The organism is Posidoniimonas polymericola (assembly GCF_007859935.1).
GTDB classification, from domain to species: Bacteria; Planctomycetota; Planctomycetia; order Pirellulales; family Lacipirellulaceae; genus Posidoniimonas; species Posidoniimonas polymericola.
On the sequence record NZ_SJPO01000006.1, the window covers coordinates 103,827 to 120,855 of the forward strand.

A 17,029-nucleotide genomic window follows, 5' to 3' on the forward strand; every position below is an offset into this window, starting at 1 on the left:
CCGGCGCCTACTCTTCAGGGGCGGCCCAGCCGCCGCCCCACTGCTCTCGAAGATCTTCTAGCAGCTGCTCCCAATCCGCGGCCGGGCGGCTCTCTGGGTACGGCTGAGGAGGAACCGGCCCGGAGCTCTGCCAGGCGATCTTGAAGTTGCCGTCGTCTTGGATCTCGCCCAGGTAGGAGTTGCGGAAGGCGTAGTGGCTTTCGGGGTCGATATGGATCTCGCCGCTCGGCGCCTGGTACCGCTGCTTCGTGTAGGAATCGGTGATCGCCGGCGGCTCGAGGCTGCCGCACGCCTCAACCGCCTGCGCCCACATCATCACGCTGATGTAGGACGTTTCCATCGGTGCGCTGATTGCTCGCTGCTTGCCGTACCGCGAGTGGAAGGCGGCCACAAAAGCGTCGTTGGCGGGGGAACCAATCGTCTGGAAGTAGGTGCTGACCGAGTAGTCCCCCACCATCAGGCGGACACTAGTATTGCGGACCTCCTGCTCACCCATGCCGGTGGTGAACTGTGTCGCGCTCACGCCCGCCGAACGCAGCGACCGGACAAACGCGGTCTGGGTGTCGCCGCTGACCGTGTTGATGATCGCGTCGGGGCTGGCTGCCTCGATCTTCTGCACCACCCCGCCGACGCTCGACGACCCGAGCGGCAGGTACTCCTCTCCGACGATCTCTGCGCCAAGCGACGCGAGGTAATCCTTGAGGATTTCGTTCGCCAAGCGGGGGTAGACGTAGTCGGAACCCACCAAGAAGAACCGACGCTTGCCGCCGAACGCGTACGACCAGCGCGCGCACGGGATGAGCGTCTGACTCGGGTCGCCCCCTAGGTAGACCACGTTGGGGCTGGTCTCTAGGCCCTCGTGGTTGGTGGGGTACACGAGCAGGTGGTTCTTTGCCTCGACAACCGCCTTGACCGCCTTGCGGCTGTCTGACGTGCAGCAGCCGAAGATGGTCACGACCTGGTCGTCGTCGATGAGCCGCGCCGCCTGCGTTGCAAACGTCACGCCGAGGGATCCGCCGTCGGCGATCACCGGTTCGACCCGGCGGCCCAGCACGCCGCCGCGGCGGTTGATCTCGTCGAGCGCCAGCAGGCAAGCGTCGACGCTCATCTCCTCGGTGCGCGCCATCGTGCCGGTCAGCGAATGCAGGATGCCTACCCGAATCGGTTCCTGCTCCGTGGCAGCCGCAGCAGCAGCGGCCGAGGACTCGCTACCTCGCGCCGCGTCTAGTGGGTCGATCCCCCGGCCCTTCCCGTACAACGACCAGCCAGCGACCGCCAGCAACACCAGGGCCGCGGCCGCGGCCCCCAGCGAGGCCCGACTCGCCGGGCGCCCCGCTGGCTCGGGCACGGGGCCCTGCTTGAGACGGCAAAGGTCGTCCATCAGCTCGGTGACGGTTTGGTAGCGTTCGCTGATCGACTTGGCCATCGCCTTGCGGATGATCATCGCGGGCGCGGCCGGAAACTCGCGGTCGTAGCTGCGCGGGTCGGGCGGCTCGGCCGAGCAGTGCGCGTTGATCAGGCTGACCAGGTTCTTGCGGTCGGCGTAGGGCATTCTGCCGACCAGAAGCGTGTAGTAGGTGGCGCCGAGGGCGTAGATATCGGTGCGGGCGTCGATCTCTGCGCCCTGGCACTGCTCAGGGCTCATGTAGTTGGGCGTGCCGATGATCTGCCCGTCTAGCGTGAGCCGCTGGGCATTGGCGTCCTCGAGCTTGGCGATCCCGAAGTCGGTCACCTTGACGGTCCCATCGCTCCTTATGAGCAGGTTTGCCGGCTTGAGGTCGCGGTGGACCAGGCCCGCGGCGTGAGCGGCGGCCACCCCGTGGCAAGCCTGCAGCAGCAGGTCGGTCGCGCGCTCGACGCCCAGAGCGCCGGTGAGCTGAACCAGGTCCTCGGCGCTGCCGTCTTCGGCGTATTCCATCACGAGGTAGCGGAGGTCTTCTTCCTCGCCGACGTCGTACAGGGTGACGACGTTGGGGTGGTTGATCGCCCCGGCTGCGCGGGCTTCGGCGAGGAACCGTTGGCACATGGCATCGTCTTCCGCCAGCTCCGCGTGCAGCACCTTGATGGCGACCCGCCGTCCGATGGTGGTGTCCTGCGCCTCGAGCACGGTGCCCATCCCCCCCGACTCGAGGACGCGGGTCACCTGGTACTTGCCGATCTTGCGCCCTTCCCACGCAACCTGGCCCGCCGTAGGGGGTGCCGGCCGCCCGACGGCGAACAGCGCGGTGTCCGAGAGGCCGCCGACAAGGGTCTCGCTCTCGTTGAACTTGAACAGCTCGCGGGCCTCGGCAAGCAACGCCGTGTCGCCACCGAGCGCGTCGAGAAGATAGGCCTCACGCTCGGACGGCGAGAGCTTGCAGGCGTCGAAGAACACCTCTTTTAGCCGGCGGTACTCGCTGGGGGTCACGGCGCGTCCTCCGCGGCCAGCTCTCGCCGCAGCCACGCGCGGGCCATCTTCCACTCCAACTCGACCGTCCGCTTCGAGACGCCCAGCGCCTCGGCCACTTGCTGCACGGTCATGCCGCCGAAGAACCGCAGCTCCACGATACTCGCCTGGCGGGGGTCGAGGTCCTGCAGCTTGGTGATCGCCTCGTTCAGGGCGAGGATGTCTTCTTGCTTCTGCTCGCGGCCCAGGAGGTCGTCGTCCAACTCGACGCGCTGCAGGCCGCCGCCGCGTTTGTCTCGCTGCTTGGAGCGGGCGTGGTCGACCAGGATGCGACGCATGGCCTGCGCGCCGGCGGCGAAGAAGTGACTACGCCCCTGCCAGTTCGCGTCGGCTCCGGAACAGAGTTTGAGGTAGGCCTCGTTGACCAGCGCGGTCGAACGCAGCGTGTGCCCCGACGGCTGTCGGCTCATGTAGCGGGATGCGATCTCGCGCATCTCGTCGTAGACGAGCGGCATCAGGCGGTCGATCTCCTTCTGATCGCCGCTGCCGAGCGCCTGGAGCACCGCGGTGATCTGATCAGAATCGGCCACTTGCCAGCAACCCTATAGTCCGTCGGAAACTCTGCCTGAGGGACGTTCTGCGGCACGGCCGCTCGGCCCGGATGACCAAAGCGCAGCCGCATCGATGGAAAGGCACCCCGCTGAACAAGCCCAACGAACCCGTGGAGGCAGGCCAGAGATACGTTCCGCCAAACGTTTCTAGAAAGGCCACCACGGCCGATCTCCCATCGGATGAACACGGCTGCGGAACCTCAGGCTGGGCCCCGATTGCCGTGTTCCGCTGCCCCAGCGGATTTCCGAATGGTAGCAAGAAGTCGTTGCTGGGTAAAGCATTATGACCGCAACCGATCGGACAGCCGAACCCATTTCTACAAATTATTGCGCTATACCGACCTGTTTGTCGTAGTCCCTTGTGAATTCATAAGCGGAATCAATAAACCAAATCGGGGGACCCATTGAATGAGCGATCTTAGTCAGCCAATAGCCTACATCCTTGATGACGAACAACACACGACTAGCCTACTGCAGCACGCACTGGGGGAACTCCCGATCGAATCAATGTGCTTCGCGACGCTGGCCTCGCTGCTATCGGCCAGCCGCAACCAGCGTCCGCAGTGCATCGTCACCGAACACAACCTGTCTGACGGCACCGGGCTGCAGCTGCAGCAAGAACTGCAGAACCGCGGCGATACAACGCCGATCGTGGTGCTAACCTCTGCCGCTACCGTGGCCGTGGCCGTGGCCTACATGCAGGCCGGGGCAGTCACGGTGCTGGAGAAGCCCGCTCAACCATCGGACATCGTGGCCGCTATCAAGCAGGCCCTCGTGCAGGACGCCAAGTGCTACGAACTGCAGCAGCGACTCAAGGCCTTGCGGTCTTCACAGAGCGAACTGACCGCTCAGGAAAAGCGGGTGATGGAATCGGTCATCGGCGGCAAGCTCAACAAGGTTATCGCCGGCGATCTTGATGTGTCGGTGCGAACGGTGGAGAAGATCCGTGCCCGCATCCTGCGGAAGTTCCGCTGCGAGAACGCCACCGAGTTGGCCGCCAGGGCGACCGAACTGCAGGTGCTGACCGAGCGGGTCATCCCGCTTGGCGCAAGGGCATTGGACACCTGCTTCGAGCCGCGTTGCTAACCGCGGCGAGCCGCACGCCTCACTACAGGCCCGGCCACGCCCCACTACAGGCCTAGCCACACCCGGCCTACGCTACCGACTGGCCGCCGATCCAGCAGTGGGCGATCGGCTGGTCGTCATTGAGCACCGACTCGAGGAGCGAGTTGGCCCGACCATCGATGCCGCCGGGGACACGCACCGCGACCATATCGGCGGGCGCGCCGGGGCGGATGCTGCCGGCCCGATCGTTGACGCCCAGGGCCTCGGCTCCGGCGTGGGTCGCCATCCGCAGGATCGCCTCGGGCGAAACGGCAGGGTGCTTGGCGGCGACTTCGCGCATCTCGCTCAGGATGGACAGATCCTGGCTCGAGGCGAGGCTGTCCGATCCCAGGCAGACCCGGACGCCGAGCGTGAGGGCGTCCGCGAGCGGGTACTCTTGGTGCTTGAAGTAGCTGTGCGTCCGCGGGCAGTAGACCAGCGACATGCTGTCGGAGTGGCGGCCCATCATCGCGAGCGCGGCGTGGTCCAGGTAATTGCCGTGAACCACCAGCGCGTGCGGGGCCAGGTTGAGGATCCGCAGGTAGTCCTGCGGGGTCGCCCCGCGGGACACGCTCCAAGGGTCCCACATGCTCCGCTCTTCCAAGAGCTCTTGGAAGGGTCCGGTGCCGGAGTTCATCAGCTCCAGCTCTTCGGGAGACTCCGCCAGGTGCAGGGCCACCGGCAGCTTCCGCTCCGAGGCGAGCGACACCAGCTCCCGGATCAGGTGCGGCGAGACCGTGTACGGGGCGTGCGGGCTAACGCCCAGCGAGACCCGATCGTCCGGACGCCGTGAGGCAGCGTCGAGCTCGTCGAGTCCCTGCTTGGCCGCCGACAACGCCGACGCCGCCCGAGCTTGAGAGTAGCCGATCGACTCCTGCATCAGCACCGCCCGGGGGCAGACCGCGGCGTCGCCGTATGCGTTGCTGGGCAGTCGGCAGATGTCGGCGATCGTCGTGACGCCGGCCTGGATGCTCTGCTGAATCCCCGCAGAAACCGCCTTGTCTACCTGGCGGCTGGTAGGCCGCTGGGCAATCACCAGCCGGACCCACTCGGGCAGGCTGAGGCCGGGCTTGCCGAGCCGCTTCTTGAGCGAGCTGAACTCCAGATGGGTGTGGGCGTTGACCAACCCAGGGAGCAGGAGCATGTCGCCGAGGTCCTGCTCGACGGCCCCAGCGGGCGCACGGCGGCCAATCTCGACGATCTTGCCGTTCTCGACAACGACGACACCGCCCTCAACTGGGGGCGCCACCACTGGGTAGACGACGCGGGCACGAAGAGCAATCGCAGACATTCAGCGGCAGCGTTTCTAGGGCGGGAGGACTCCGGTGGGCAGGAATTCACGGCTATCCGCACGCCAATGCTGCGGGCCGGCCTGCTACGAGCCAGAACTACTGGGCGGGGTCCGCCATTGTAGCCGCCCGGGGCCGCGTTTGCTCGAAGAAAACGAGCATCGCACACAGGCCCACGGCCGCCAGGGCAACCACCGCCCCGTGGTACCCGCTGACTTGCCCCTTATCATCCAACTGAAACACGCCGCGCCAACCGGTTTTCTGGACCCAATCGGAAATCCACGGGACGCTCGAGGTAAAGAGAACCATCAGGGAGTTATACGTAGCGTGGAACGCCACTCCGGGCCAGACGCTGCCCCAACGGAACGCCAGGTACCCAAGCAAAACACCCAGAATCCCCGCCGAAATCGACTGTTGGAGGATTGTGTGGGCGGCTCCAAACGCCACCGCGGAGATCAGCACCGCCCACGACGAGGGGAGCGATGACCGCAGTCCGCCCATCACAAAGCCCCGAAACGTCAGTTCTTCGCACAGGGCGGGCAGGACGCCGATCATGAGCATCAAGGCCCAAACGGGGGTCTGAAGCATGATCTCCTGCATCCAGCCGGTCTGGGACAGCAGCTCTTCGGAGGGCGGGTAGACCCGCTGGATCAACGCCCCCAGTTCCATCCCTACCGGCTGGGCCAGCAGGGCCAGAACAAAGGCCGACCCCATCGCCAGCAGGGTCGGACGGCGGGCGCCAAACAGGGCCGCCGACTTGCGCTTCACCAGCACCAGCGCCATCAAGACCGCGGGCGCCAGGATGCAGGCCTGGCTGATGAGCACCATGACGGCAAACAGCGAGACCCCCGGCTGGGCCGACGCCGCGTAGCCAGCGACCGCCATCTCGGCGAAGAACTTCAGCAGGAACACGAATCCGATGCAGGCCATCGCCATGCCGGCGGTGGCCACCGGTTGCGGCTCGCGGACCAGCTTTTTCAGCCACTGGCCAACGCTGAACTGCTCGCCCTCGCGGAACAGCACCGACTCCTGATTGAACTGGTGCACGGCCCAGCGGACCGCCAGCATGCAGCACAGCAGCGTCACGACCGCCACCGGCACGGCGTAACGCAACGCCTCGAGGTACTGCCCTTCGATCAGCGACCGCAGCAGCAGCACCACGCCCATCAGCGGCACCAGCGAGTTGCCGAAGTTGAGCTCCACCCCTGGCGACATCGGGAACATCATCAGCGGCATGACGCCCATAAAGAGCGGCATGAAGTAGTACTGGCCCTCCTTGGTGCTCTTGGCGAACGACGCGCAGGCGATGCTCAGGGCGCTGAACAACGCGGCGACCGGCGGCAGGGCCACGATCAGCCACAGCAGCGATGTGATCGGCGGCATGCCGAGCCCGGCGTCGCCGCCCGCGGCATTGGTGATCTGGCCCAGCAGGAACTGCCCGGTCGCGCCCAGGCTCGCCAGGTTGAGCAGGGAGGTCGCCATGCTAAAGCAGATGACCGTCAGCAGCTTGCCCCAGACGATCTCGCCACGCTGGGCGGGGCTGGAGAGGAGCGTCTCGAGGGTGCCGCGTTCTTTCTCCCCCGCGCACAGGTCCACCGCCGGGTAGAACGCCCCTGTCAGGGCCCACACAAACACGACGAACGGCAGCAGCTTGGCCCACACGCCGGCCCGCTTCTGCGACTCGTCGGCGACGTCGCTCGAGACAATCTGGATGGGGCGCGTGATGCTCTCGGGCACGTTGCCATCGGCCAGGTTGCGGCGCACCACCCGCTCGATCCACGAACCCAGCACGCGGTCTACCCGCAACTGGGCCACCTGCGACGCCTCGCGGGCCGTGTTGGAGAGCACCGGGATGGTGCTGACTCGAGAGTCTTGGGTGGCCTCACCTTCGGGCAGGTGCTTCGACTGCTCGCGGACGCGGCCCAGACTCTCGGCGAAGTCGTCCGGGAACTGCACGATGGCGTCGATGGTCCCCGCCTTGAGCCGCCGCTGCAGCTGGCCGATCTCGGCCTCCGGGCTGTCGCTGGCGATCGTCTGCACATCGAGCAGCCGGGCCTGCTGCGGGTCGAGGAACAGGTCGGCCGCGAACGCCCCGTCGACGATCAAGGGCGGCACGCCCTCGACCTCGTCCAGCTGCTCGGAGCCGACGACCGCCACGGTCGCCTTGTGCTGCTTGAGGAACTGCGAGAGCTGGAAGAAGCTCGCCCCCAGCAGGGGGTACATGAACAGCGGCAGCACCGCCACCATGAACAGCGTGCGGCGGTCGCGGAGCTGGTCACGGATCTCCCGGGACCACACGAGTTGGATGTTTCGCCAGTTCACGCCTGGGCCGCCTCCCCGTTGGGCGCTTCGCACGAGGCCTCGGCCTCGCGGATCAACTGGAAGAACAGCTCTTCTAGGTCCTGCTCTTCGTGCTGCCCGCGCAGCTCCTCGATGCTGCCCTGGGTCAGGATCCGACCGCGGTGCATCACCGCAACGCGGTCGCACAGCCGCTCAACCTCGCGCATGATGTGGGTTGAAAAAATCAGGCACTTGCCCTGCTCCCGCAGGTGCGACACCGTGTCGAGCACCGCCCTGGCGGCCAGCACGTCGAGGCCGTTGGTGGCCTCGTCGAAGATCAGGACCGGCGGGTCGTGGATCAGCGCCCGGGCGATCGAAGCCCGCTGCTTCATGCCGGTCGACATTTTGGCTCCGAGCGTGTCCCGCATGGACTGCATCTCGAGCTGGTCGAAGAGTTTGTCGATGCGACGGGTCAGTTCGACGCCGCCCATGCCGTGCAGCTTGCCGAAGTACTCAACAAACTCGTAGGCGGTCATGCGGTCGTAGACCGCGGTGTTGGCCGAGATGAAGCCGATCTGCCGACGCACCAGTTCCGACTGCTGCTGGCAGTCGAACCCGTTCACCAGGGCGACGCCGTCGGTCGGGTGGAGCAGGGTCGAGAGGATCCGCAGGGCGGTGGTCTTGCCCGCGCCGTTGGGGCCCAGCAGGCCCATGATCTCGCCGGCGTGGGCCTCGAACGTCAGCCCGTCGACCGCCCGCACCTTCCCCCGTTGGAAGTCGTCGTACTCCTTTACTAATCCACGCACGACCACCTTGGCGGTTGCGGGCATTCCAGTGGCGTCATCCATGCGTACCAGCTGCTTCCGAACAATGATCGCGGCTAGCCGCCGCACCCCGGCAGGGCGTCGCGGCCGCGGACAGAAGAAAGGCTACTCCTTGAGCCTAACTCACTATCGGCAGCCGGGGCAGGTGACCGTCGTCGTTCTTGACGGGCCGGTACTCGCGGTCGATCGGGTTGTAGAAGACATCCCGCTGGCGCGGCTCGAACCCGAGCTCCTCGATGGCCCCGCGGATGTCGTCCAGCGTGAGGTGGTGGACCGTGCCGGCCTCGGACACGACGTTCTCTTCGATCATCAGGCTGCCCATGTCGTTGGCGCCGTACAGCAGGGCGAGCTGGCCGATCTTCAGCCCCTGCGTGACCCAGCTCGACTGCAGGTTGTCGAAGTTATCGAGGTACAGCCGCGCCACGGCATTGGTCTTCAGGTACTCGTACGAGCCGGCCGGCGGGATGTGCGAGAGCCGCGTGTTGTCCGGCTGGAAGGTCCAGCAGATGAACGCGGTGAAGCCGTGGGTCTCGTCCTGCAGATCGCGCAGCCGGTCGAGGTGCTCGACGCGTTCCTCCAGGGTCTCGACGTGGCCCATCATCATCGTCGCGGAGCTGCGTCCTCCCAGCTGGTGCCAGACCCGATTCATGTGCAGCCAATCGTCGGTCATCACCTTTCCGCGAGTGATCTCGCTGCGGACGCGGTCGACCAGGATTTCGGCCCCGCCGCCGGGCAGGCTGCCGAGGCCCGCGGCCTTAAGGCGCTTCAGCACCTCCTCGGCCGAGAGGTTGTTCATCTTGGTGAAGTGGTAGATCTCCGGCGGGCTGAACCCGTGGACATTGACCTGGGGGAACTCCGACTTGATCGTGCGGAGCATCTCCTCGTACCACTCCAGCTTGAACTCGTGGTGCAGGCCGCCCTGCAGCAGGATCTGCTCGCCGCCGAGCTCGACCGTCTCGCGGACCTTGTCGAGCAGCTCCTCGATCGGCAGCACGTACCCCTCGCCCGACTTCGGGGTCCGGTAGAACGCGCAGAAATCGCAGACCGCGGTGCAGATGTTCGTGTAGTTGATGTTGCGGTCGATGTTGTACGTGCGGTACGGCTCGGGGTGCCTGCGGCGGGTGATCTCGTCCGCGGCGCGGCCCAGCGCGGCGAGGTCGGTCGAGCGCAGCAGGCGCACGCCCTCTTCCGGGGTCAGCCGCTCGCCGTTCACTGCTTTGGCTAGGATGTTGTCGACCGTTGTGATGGCAACCATTCGTTCGCTCTTGAGCTGACGCTCCGCCGGGTCGGCGGCGCGGAATTCACTTGGGGTACGCGTTGTCTGGGGTGCGGCGCCGGCTCAGCACGCGATCGGCGCCAGCAGGCCGAGTTCGCGGCAGCGCGACTCGAACAGCTTGATTGCCTGCCGCTCTGGCTCTTCCAGGCGGTAGTGCAAGTGCTGGCTAAGGTATTCGTAGGCCATGCTGGTGGGAAGCCCAAGCTTCGGGGCCTCGCGGCTGGCGATCGCTTGCAGCTCGCCGACGCCGTGGTCACGGGCGGCGGCCAGCACCGGCGCCAGGCGGGCCGCCGGCGAGTCACGCGGGGCGGCCCAGCAGGCGAACACAAACGGCAGCCCGGTCTCGCGCCGCCACTCGGCGCCGAGGTCCCACTCGCTGTGGAAGTCGTCGGCCAAGGGCGCCATCGCCCGGTCGCCGATGATCAGCACGGCGTCGGTGTCGGTCGAGGCGGCGTTGTCGCCGATCGGCAGCGGCGACAGCCGCGGCCGGCGGCCGTGCCGGACCGCCAGCAGCACCTGGGCGAGCGCCGCGCTGGTCCGCGACCCCTCGTCGAGCGCCAGGCTCTCGACCTGTTCCGGCGGCTTGCGGAAGTACACCTTCACGCTGCGGACCTCGTCGTCACTCGCGACGCACGCGTCCGAGACGATCTGGTAGCCGTCGGCCCGCAGGTACTCGACGGTTGGGATCAGCGCGACGTCGAGCCGCCCGGCAGCCAGCGAGTCCGCCAACCGGCTCGGCAGGTCGAGCAGCAGCGAGCACCCGGGCGCCAGCTCGGCGAGCCGGCTCACCAGCGGCTTCGAGTTGAGGTAGTTGACCGCCCCAATACGGAGCCGGGCGTCGGTCTGGGGGGGGCTGGGCATGGGCGACGTGGGAGTGCGTGAGGCGACTGCTGGATTATAGCCCTCGGCCGCATGTCTGAAGAGGGCCGCCCCTGGACGCGGGCGGCCACTGCTAGTGGAATTCCAGCGACTCGAATGCCCGCACACCCTTCTTCAGCGCTATGGTGATCGCCGCCACCGAGACAATCACCGCGGTCACTGTGCCGCCCAGCAGCCACCACCTGAGCGAGTCCGGATCGAACAGGCGGTTGTGGAGCGAGCTCTGGGTCGCGATGTGGTAGAAGTGGCAGGGCAGGGCGGTCAACACCACCATCACAATGATGTACAGCGCGCTCAGCACCAGGTTCAGCGTGCCGCCAAACCCCGCGGCGATCTTCGACGGCGACGACTCGCGGAAGTCCGGCATCATCGCGCCCAGGCCGACCGCCATCGCCGCGAGCCCGAAGCAGAGCATCACGGTCGTCAGCTGGTGGACCAGCAGCACCATCATCGGCAGCCGCAGCATCAGGTCGCTGAGCAGGACCAACAGCGCGCACGGCCCCCACGAGCCGATCCCCGCGAACACGAACTTGCTGATCACCAGCGTGCGGCGCGAGACCGGCATCAGCCCCAGCACCCAGAACCGCCGGCCCTCAAGGCTCAGCATCGGGAAGATGAACCGGGTGGTGAAGGTCGACAAGATCAGCCCCACCACCGCCAGGTTCAGGAAGCTCACCATGTTGACCCACGTCACGTAGCTGACGTCTGAAGACTTGGCGCTGAACCGGTCGATGTTCAGGAAGTAGAGCCCCAGCAGCCCGAAGAAGATCAGAAACTGCGACCACTGCACCGGGTCGCGCCGCAGCAGCCGCCAGTCTTTCACCAGCAGCAGCTGCACCTGGTGGGGCAGCGGCGACACGACCACCATCGCGATCCGGTCGAGCCACGCCACCTCGCCCCGCCGGACGCGGCGGGTGCGGCACTCGAGGATGCTGAACGCCGGGCGGTACCACCACCGCCCCGACCAGACCACCAGCACGTGGCAGACCAGGGCGTTGCTGATCAGCACCGCCAGGTACAAGCAGCTCTGCACGTACGGCAGCTCGAGCGGCTGATCAACCAGCCCGTCGAGCGGCTGGGCCGCCTCTAGCAGCCCGCTCGAGAGCCAGCTGCTGGGCAGCCAGTCCGACTGCGCGAAGCGGAACCGCGAGATGGTCGCCTTGAACCACGCGTCCCCGAAGAGCGGGTCGCGAGGGCTGTGGACGCTCTGCCAGATGCTGATGGAGGTGAGCGTGATGATGGCCAGCGCGCTGCCTGCCACCACGGCCTTCCAGAGCTTGGGCAGGCCCCGCAGCAACGCCAGGCACAAGAAGCAACCGATCCCGCACGGGATGTAGACGAACGACAAGATCAGCGGGACCGCCAGCGCGTAGTAGTACCACATCGCGTGCGTCACGATGCCGTAGGCGATCGCCAGCGGGCTGGCGAGCAGGAAGAACCCCCAGCTGCTGAACAGCACCGCCTCCTGGAACTTGTGCAGCACGATCCGCTCGGCGCGTACCGGCTGGGTCAGCAGGAAGCGGGTCTCCGGCGACGCGAACAACCCGCCGTAGGTGATGATGGCCGACGAGAACACCAGCATCAGGTTCAGCGACGCAAAGAACATGTGGAAGATGAACTGCACGGTCCGCGCGTGGTAGGTGTCGCCGGGCCCGCCGACGTACTGCACGAGGAACTTGAACCCCTCGTAGAACAACGCGAACAGGCCGCACCAGAACAGCAGGCTCAGCCCGACCACCAGCGAGGTCCGCAGCCGATTGGCGTCGTAGAGCTGCTTGACGGAAGTCTTGAACGAGGCGCCCCGGACCCGCCAGAACAGCATCGCCTCGCCGTCCTCTGACGGCAGCACCTTGCCGGACGGCGGGCGCCGGCCCTTGCGAGGTTCGTCGACGGTCGGCTGCTGCGGCATCGCCTAGTGGCTCGGGGGGGCGTCGAGGATGCTGCCGGCGGCCCGCTCAGCGGCGCCCGGCTCGACCGGCGACTCGGCCCGCTCCTCTTGGTTGAGCATCCGTAGGTAGAGCGTCTCGAGCGTGGCGCCCTCTTGGGGGTGCATCGCCTTGAGGTCGTCGACGGTGCCCTGGAAGATCATCTCGCCCTGGTCCATGACGCCGATCCGGTCGGACACCTCCTCGGCGGCGGTCAGCGTGTGGGTCGACATCAGCACGCAGAGGCCGTTCGCGGTTTCGGATCGGAAGAGGTCCTTCACCAGGCGAATGCTCTGCGGGTCGAGGCCCACCATCGGCTCGTCCACGACCAGCACGCTCGGCCGGTGCAGCAGGGCCGACGCGAACACGGTGCGCTGCTTCATGCCGTGCGAGTAGCTTTCGGTGAGGTCGTCGACAAAGCCGCCCAGGCCAAAGCGATCGATCTCCCGCTCCAGCCCATCGTTCACGGCGTCCGGACTCAGGCCGTGCATCTCCGCGACAAAACGCAGGAACTCCCGCCCCGAGAGCTTGTCGTACAGGTACGGCTGGTCGGGCACGTAGCCGATCAGTTGGACGGCGTCGCGTGTCTGGGTCACGACGTCGTAGCCGCCGACCATGACCGACCCGGAGGCCGGACGCAGCAGGCCGACCAGCATCTTGATGGTGGTGGTCTTGCCGGCGCCGTTGTGCCCCAGCATCGAGAAGAGCTCGCCCGCTTGGATCGAGAGGGAGAGGTCCTTGACCGCCACCTTAGCGCCGTAGTTCCGCGAGACGTCCTGGAATTCAATCATGCAGTCAGGCGTCCGGCCGGTTGCTAGCGACGCGACGCCTAGGGCCATTCGCGTGAAGCTAGTCGCCTAGGTCGTGCTCCGGTGAGGACTCGGGCTGGGTGACGGCCGCGTAACGGTCGAGCTCGAGATGGGCGTCCGCCATCTGGGCGGACTCCTCGTCAGAGAGCCTCGCGAAACGCAGCCTGGTGTTGAGGAAGTAGACGTCCTGCCGCAGCACACGCCCGTCTTCCGCCACCCAGACTACCGAACGCAACCGGTTCTTAGAAGAGACGCCCGCCGCCGACACCGTGCGGTACTCGACCCGTCGCACCGTGGTTACCTTGTCGTTGAAGTACATCTCCTGCTCCTCAACCACGCGGGCCTCGACCAACTCGACCGGGTCGGTTGGCGAACCAAACGGCGAGTAGACTTCCGATCGCCACGAACGGCCGACATAAGCCTGGATCATGTGCGGCTCCGGCGCGAGCTCGCCCAGCAGGTCTCCGCTCTGCCACGGGTACTCGAGCAGCCGGCTGATCTCGCCCGACCGGATCCGCAACTTCAGCTTGCCCTCGGCGACGTGCCCGTCAACCCGCACGACCGCGGGCATGTCGTTGAGCTTAACCCGTGAGGTAATCCTCGCGAGGTTGCCGAACGAATCGAGCGTCGACTTGTTGCGCATGTCGAGCCGGACCGCCCCCATGCCGTTGACCAGCGTCCGCATCCACTGCGGGGCGACCGCCTCGAGCGAGACGTTGTCGAGCATGACCCGGCTGTGGACTTCTTTTACCCGGTCGACCCCATCGACGGTCTGCGTGATCGCCAGGCCGCACGAATTGCCGGAGAGCTCGATGTCCCACGCCACCGGCAGCGCGGCGGCAGTGAGGCTTTTAGCGGGGGCGTCGCCGTGCAGGTAGGCCGGCATGATCTTGGACATCGTCAGCCAGGACATGGACGCCGTCCACAGCAGGAACACGGTCAGTCCAAAGACTTTGTTGCCCATCCAAAAATTCCCCGCTGCTACGAAGCCCGGCCGCTAAAGATGCCGGCCGCTACGGATTTCCGTCGCCGCAACCCAACCAGGGCCGTAGCGTGTGGGGACCCTCCCAGGTCTCCTGTAGCTTAGCGGAATTTGCGGACACAAGCGAGGATTCTCGCTGTTCGCAGTCGAAAACCACTTGGGCGGCGCCACGATTGGTGCGGCTACTGGGCCGCCCGGGCGTCTGCACGGCTGAGCTCGATCATCGCCTTGTAGAGGTCGGACGGCGTGTAGATCCGGGGGCCAGCCGGCTTGTCGGTCGCCTTGCCTTGTGGGGTCATCGCCATCAGCTTGGCGCCGCCCGGGGTGGTGGTCATGTAGGCGATCATCTCCTCGCCCCCCGGCGAATTTGAGAGCTTCCGCAGGTCGCGGGCCCCCTTGGGGCGGCTGCCCAGGTCCTCGACCCCGGCGTATCCCTTGGGGACGTCCGCAACTTTACGCAGGAATTGCCGACCCTTGGCGTCGGTGTTGAGGCGCTGGATCTCGCTCGAATCTGCGGGAATTCGCGATTTTAACGCCGCGAACCGATCGACGGGGACGTCGGTCTTCTCCAGCAGGCTGATGACAGCGGCGAGGTCCTGCTGGCGAATCAGGTCGGTCGGGCGAAAATCCGGAAGGGAGCCGAAATGTTGGATTACCGCAGTTCGGATCTCGACCTCGGGCCCCGCCGCGCCAGAATCCGAAACGAACGTCAGAACCATTAGGGCTGCGAGTGCGTACGGCATCAAGCCAGTTGGCGTGTTGGCGACACCACGCCAATCAGCAACCCATTTACGGCTAGCCGAATTTCCGCAAGTTGTTGCATTCATAGCACTTAAGCCTCTCTGAGTCCGAAAGACAGCCGATTTTGAGCTCGAAAAAGATTGCTTAAAAGCGTCCCTTCAATTACTCTACGATTCACTCATCTGCGAATGCGGTAGGGACCGGCACACAAGGAGGCCATCCGATGCCACGCACAACTTACTTCGTCCAAGAATGCCCCACATGCGGCAGGAATCTGCAGGTCAGGGTGGAATACCTGGGCCGGCGGGTGGTCTGTCAGCATTGCAGCTCGCGATTCGAGGCCTGTGAGCCTTCCTCGCGCGGCAGCAAGTGCGACGCCTCGGCATCGGACATCATGAAGCGGGCCGAAGTTCTGCTTCAATCGGCGGCGGCCAGCGGTATCGGCCTGCCCAAGGATCAGTAGCCCGGATCAGGAACTGCCGGGCAGCCACGGCCGCTTAACTCTCGCTGCCCCACTCTCAACGTACCCCCCGCGGCGCACGCCAACGGTGTCAGTCCGTCCGTGTTTACAGCGGCACGAGCGGTCGCTGCGACTACAGACCCGAAGTCTACGAATTGAGGCCTACGACTGGAGGAGCGTCTCAAGATCCCGGAAGTACTCGGGGTAGGTCTTCGACGTGCAGCCGGGATCGAGGATCACGACGCCCGGCTGCTTCAGGCCAACCAGGGCCAGGCTCATCGCCATGCGGTGGTCGTCGTAGGTCTGGACCTGGGCAGACCGGAGCGGGCCCGGCGTGATGGTCATGCCATCCTCGTGCTCGTCGACCGCGGCGCCCAGTCGCCGCAACTCGGTCGCCAAGTCAGCGATGCGGTCGGTCTCCTTATGGCGATTGTGCCCGATGCCGGTAATGGTCGTCGGCCCCTCGGCAAACAACGCCACCGCGGCGATCGTTTGGGCGGTGTCGCTGATCGCGTTCATATTTAGTTCGGCGCCGCGCAGCTTGCCGCCGGTCACTGTGATGGAGTTGGCGTCTCGCTGCACGTGGCAGCCCATCGACTCCAGGCAGTCGACCACGCCTACATCGCCCTGCAGGGCGTCGACGCTCAGCCCTTCGACCTTGACCGTGCCGCCGACAATCGCGGCCGCCGCCCAGAAGTAGCTCGCGGCCGACGCGTCGGGCTCGATCTCGTAGTCGCACCCGCGGTAGCCGCTGGCTGGGATAGTGAAACTGGCCAGTTGGTTGTCGGCCGAAGGCGACGCGCCAAACGAACGCATCACCTCCAGCGTCATCGCCACGTACGGCTTCGAAACGAGCTCTCCGACGACCCCAAGGCTGACCTCCCCCTCGGCGCCGGCGGCGGCCATCATCAGTCCACTGAGGAACTGACTGGAGATATCACCGCGGACGGTCGCCTCGCCGCCGGGCAGCCCGTTGGCGTGCACCGACACCGGCGGACAGCCGCTGTCGCCCTCGCACCGCACCGTGGCGCCGAGCGTGTTGAGCGCGTCTGCCAGGTCGCCGATCGGCCGCTCACGCATCCGCGGTACGCCGTCCAGGCGGAACGCGCCGTGGCCGAGCGTCACCATGGCGGTCAAGAAGCGAATCGTGGTGCCGCTGTTGCCGATGAACAGGTCGGCCTCCAGCGCCGGGATCTGCCCGCCGCAGCCGGAGACTACCAGCGAGGTCGGCCCGTCGGCCGTGACGCCGATGCCGAGCTTACCCAGGCCTTCGATCATCACGCGTGTGTCGTCGCTGTGCAGCACGCCGGACAGACGCGATTGCCCCTCGGCCAACGCGGCGCAGACCAGCGCGCGGTTGGTGATGCTCTTCGACCCGGGCGGACGGATGGTGGCGTTGAGGGGCGCAGTAGCAGGCTGAACAGCGTACGAAGCGGTCATAGGTCGAAGCAGGGTTTACGCGT

Annotated in this window: 14 protein-coding genes; 2 read left to right on the forward strand and 12 right to left on the reverse strand. The window is 66.2% G+C overall.

The genetic code is table 11. From position 1 onward, the window contains the following. Window positions 1-7: 7 nt before the first annotated feature. Together Pla123a_RS13135 and Pla123a_RS13140 are read right to left on the reverse strand one after the other, a co-directional pair. A complete protein-coding gene (locus Pla123a_RS13135; protein WP_146587651.1) occupies window positions 8-2,407 on the reverse strand; it encodes a transporter substrate-binding protein in 2,400 nt (799 codons plus the stop codon). Further along, window positions 2,404-2,976, reverse strand: coding sequence for a sigma-70 family RNA polymerase sigma factor (locus Pla123a_RS13140; protein WP_146587653.1), 573 nt, complete (start codon window positions 2,974-2,976; stop codon window positions 2,404-2,406). The genes Pla123a_RS13135 and Pla123a_RS13140 overlap by 4 nt, the downstream gene beginning before the upstream one ends. 429 nt (window positions 2,977-3,405) lie before the next feature. On the opposite strand from Pla123a_RS13140, the gene Pla123a_RS13145 reads away from it, so the two are divergent. Beyond that, window positions 3,406-4,083 (forward strand): response regulator transcription factor, encoded by a 678-nt coding sequence (locus Pla123a_RS13145; protein WP_146587655.1) that lies wholly within the window; start codon window positions 3,406-3,408, stop codon window positions 4,081-4,083. 67 nt (window positions 4,084-4,150) lie between these two features. On the opposite strand, the gene Pla123a_RS13150 is transcribed toward Pla123a_RS13145, so the two are convergent. The 9 genes from Pla123a_RS13150 to Pla123a_RS13190 all read right to left on the reverse strand — a co-directional run bounded on the left by Pla123a_RS13150 (window position 4,151) and on the right by Pla123a_RS13190 (window position 15,084). Further along, a complete protein-coding gene (locus Pla123a_RS13150; protein ID WP_146587657.1) occupies window positions 4,151-5,392 on the reverse strand; it encodes an amidohydrolase family protein in 1,242 nt (413 codons plus the stop codon). A 97-nt stretch (window positions 5,393-5,489) separates the two neighbouring features. Next, window positions 5,490-7,712 (reverse strand): ABC transporter permease subunit/CPBP intramembrane protease, encoded by a 2,223-nt coding sequence (locus tag Pla123a_RS13155; protein ID WP_146587659.1) that lies wholly within the window; start codon window positions 7,710-7,712, stop codon window positions 5,490-5,492. Beyond that, entirely contained in the window at window positions 7,709-8,518 is an 810-nt protein-coding gene (locus tag Pla123a_RS13160; protein ID WP_231956440.1) for an ABC transporter ATP-binding protein, read from the reverse strand. The genes Pla123a_RS13155 and Pla123a_RS13160 overlap by 4 nt, the downstream gene beginning before the upstream one ends. 94 nt (window positions 8,519-8,612) lie before the next feature. Further along, window positions 8,613-9,749, reverse strand: coding sequence for a cyclic dehypoxanthinyl futalosine synthase (gene mqnC / locus Pla123a_RS13165; protein WP_146587661.1), 1,137 nt, complete (start codon window positions 9,747-9,749; stop codon window positions 8,613-8,615). 84 nt (window positions 9,750-9,833) lie between these two features. After that, complete coding sequence (locus Pla123a_RS13170) at window positions 9,834-10,631, reverse strand: menaquinone biosynthetic enzyme MqnA/MqnD family protein (protein WP_146587663.1); 798 nt, start codon at window positions 10,629-10,631, stop codon at window positions 9,834-9,836. Between the two features lie 91 nt (window positions 10,632-10,722). Next, on the reverse strand, window positions 10,723-12,558 hold the full coding sequence (locus Pla123a_RS13175) for a putative ABC transporter permease subunit (protein WP_146587665.1): 1,836 nt from the start codon (window positions 12,556-12,558) through the stop codon (window positions 10,723-10,725). Between the two features lie 3 nt (window positions 12,559-12,561). Beyond that, on the reverse strand, window positions 12,562-13,365 hold the full coding sequence (locus Pla123a_RS13180; protein ID WP_146587667.1) for an ABC transporter ATP-binding protein: 804 nt from the start codon (window positions 13,363-13,365) through the stop codon (window positions 12,562-12,564). 58 nt (window positions 13,366-13,423) lie between these two features. After that, window positions 13,424-14,347: a hypothetical protein gene (locus Pla123a_RS13185; protein WP_146587669.1), complete on the reverse strand. Its 924-nt coding sequence runs from the start codon at window positions 14,345-14,347 to the stop codon at window positions 13,424-13,426. 200 nt (window positions 14,348-14,547) lie between these two features. Beyond that, a complete protein-coding gene (locus Pla123a_RS13190; RefSeq protein ID WP_197527934.1) occupies window positions 14,548-15,084 on the reverse strand; it encodes a hypothetical protein in 537 nt (178 codons plus the stop codon). 245 nt (window positions 15,085-15,329) lie between these two features. Here Pla123a_RS13190 and Pla123a_RS13195 point away from each other — a divergent pair, with 245 nt between their 5' ends. Then, on the forward strand, window positions 15,330-15,569 hold the full coding sequence (locus Pla123a_RS13195; RefSeq protein WP_146587673.1) for a hypothetical protein: 240 nt from the start codon (window positions 15,330-15,332) through the stop codon (window positions 15,567-15,569). Between the two features lie 159 nt (window positions 15,570-15,728). Here Pla123a_RS13195 and aroA read toward each other — a convergent pair whose 3' ends face one another. Next, complete coding sequence (gene aroA, locus Pla123a_RS13200) at window positions 15,729-17,006, reverse strand: 3-phosphoshikimate 1-carboxyvinyltransferase (protein ID WP_146587675.1); 1,278 nt, start codon at window positions 17,004-17,006, stop codon at window positions 15,729-15,731. Window positions 17,007-17,029: the final 23 nt, after the last annotated feature.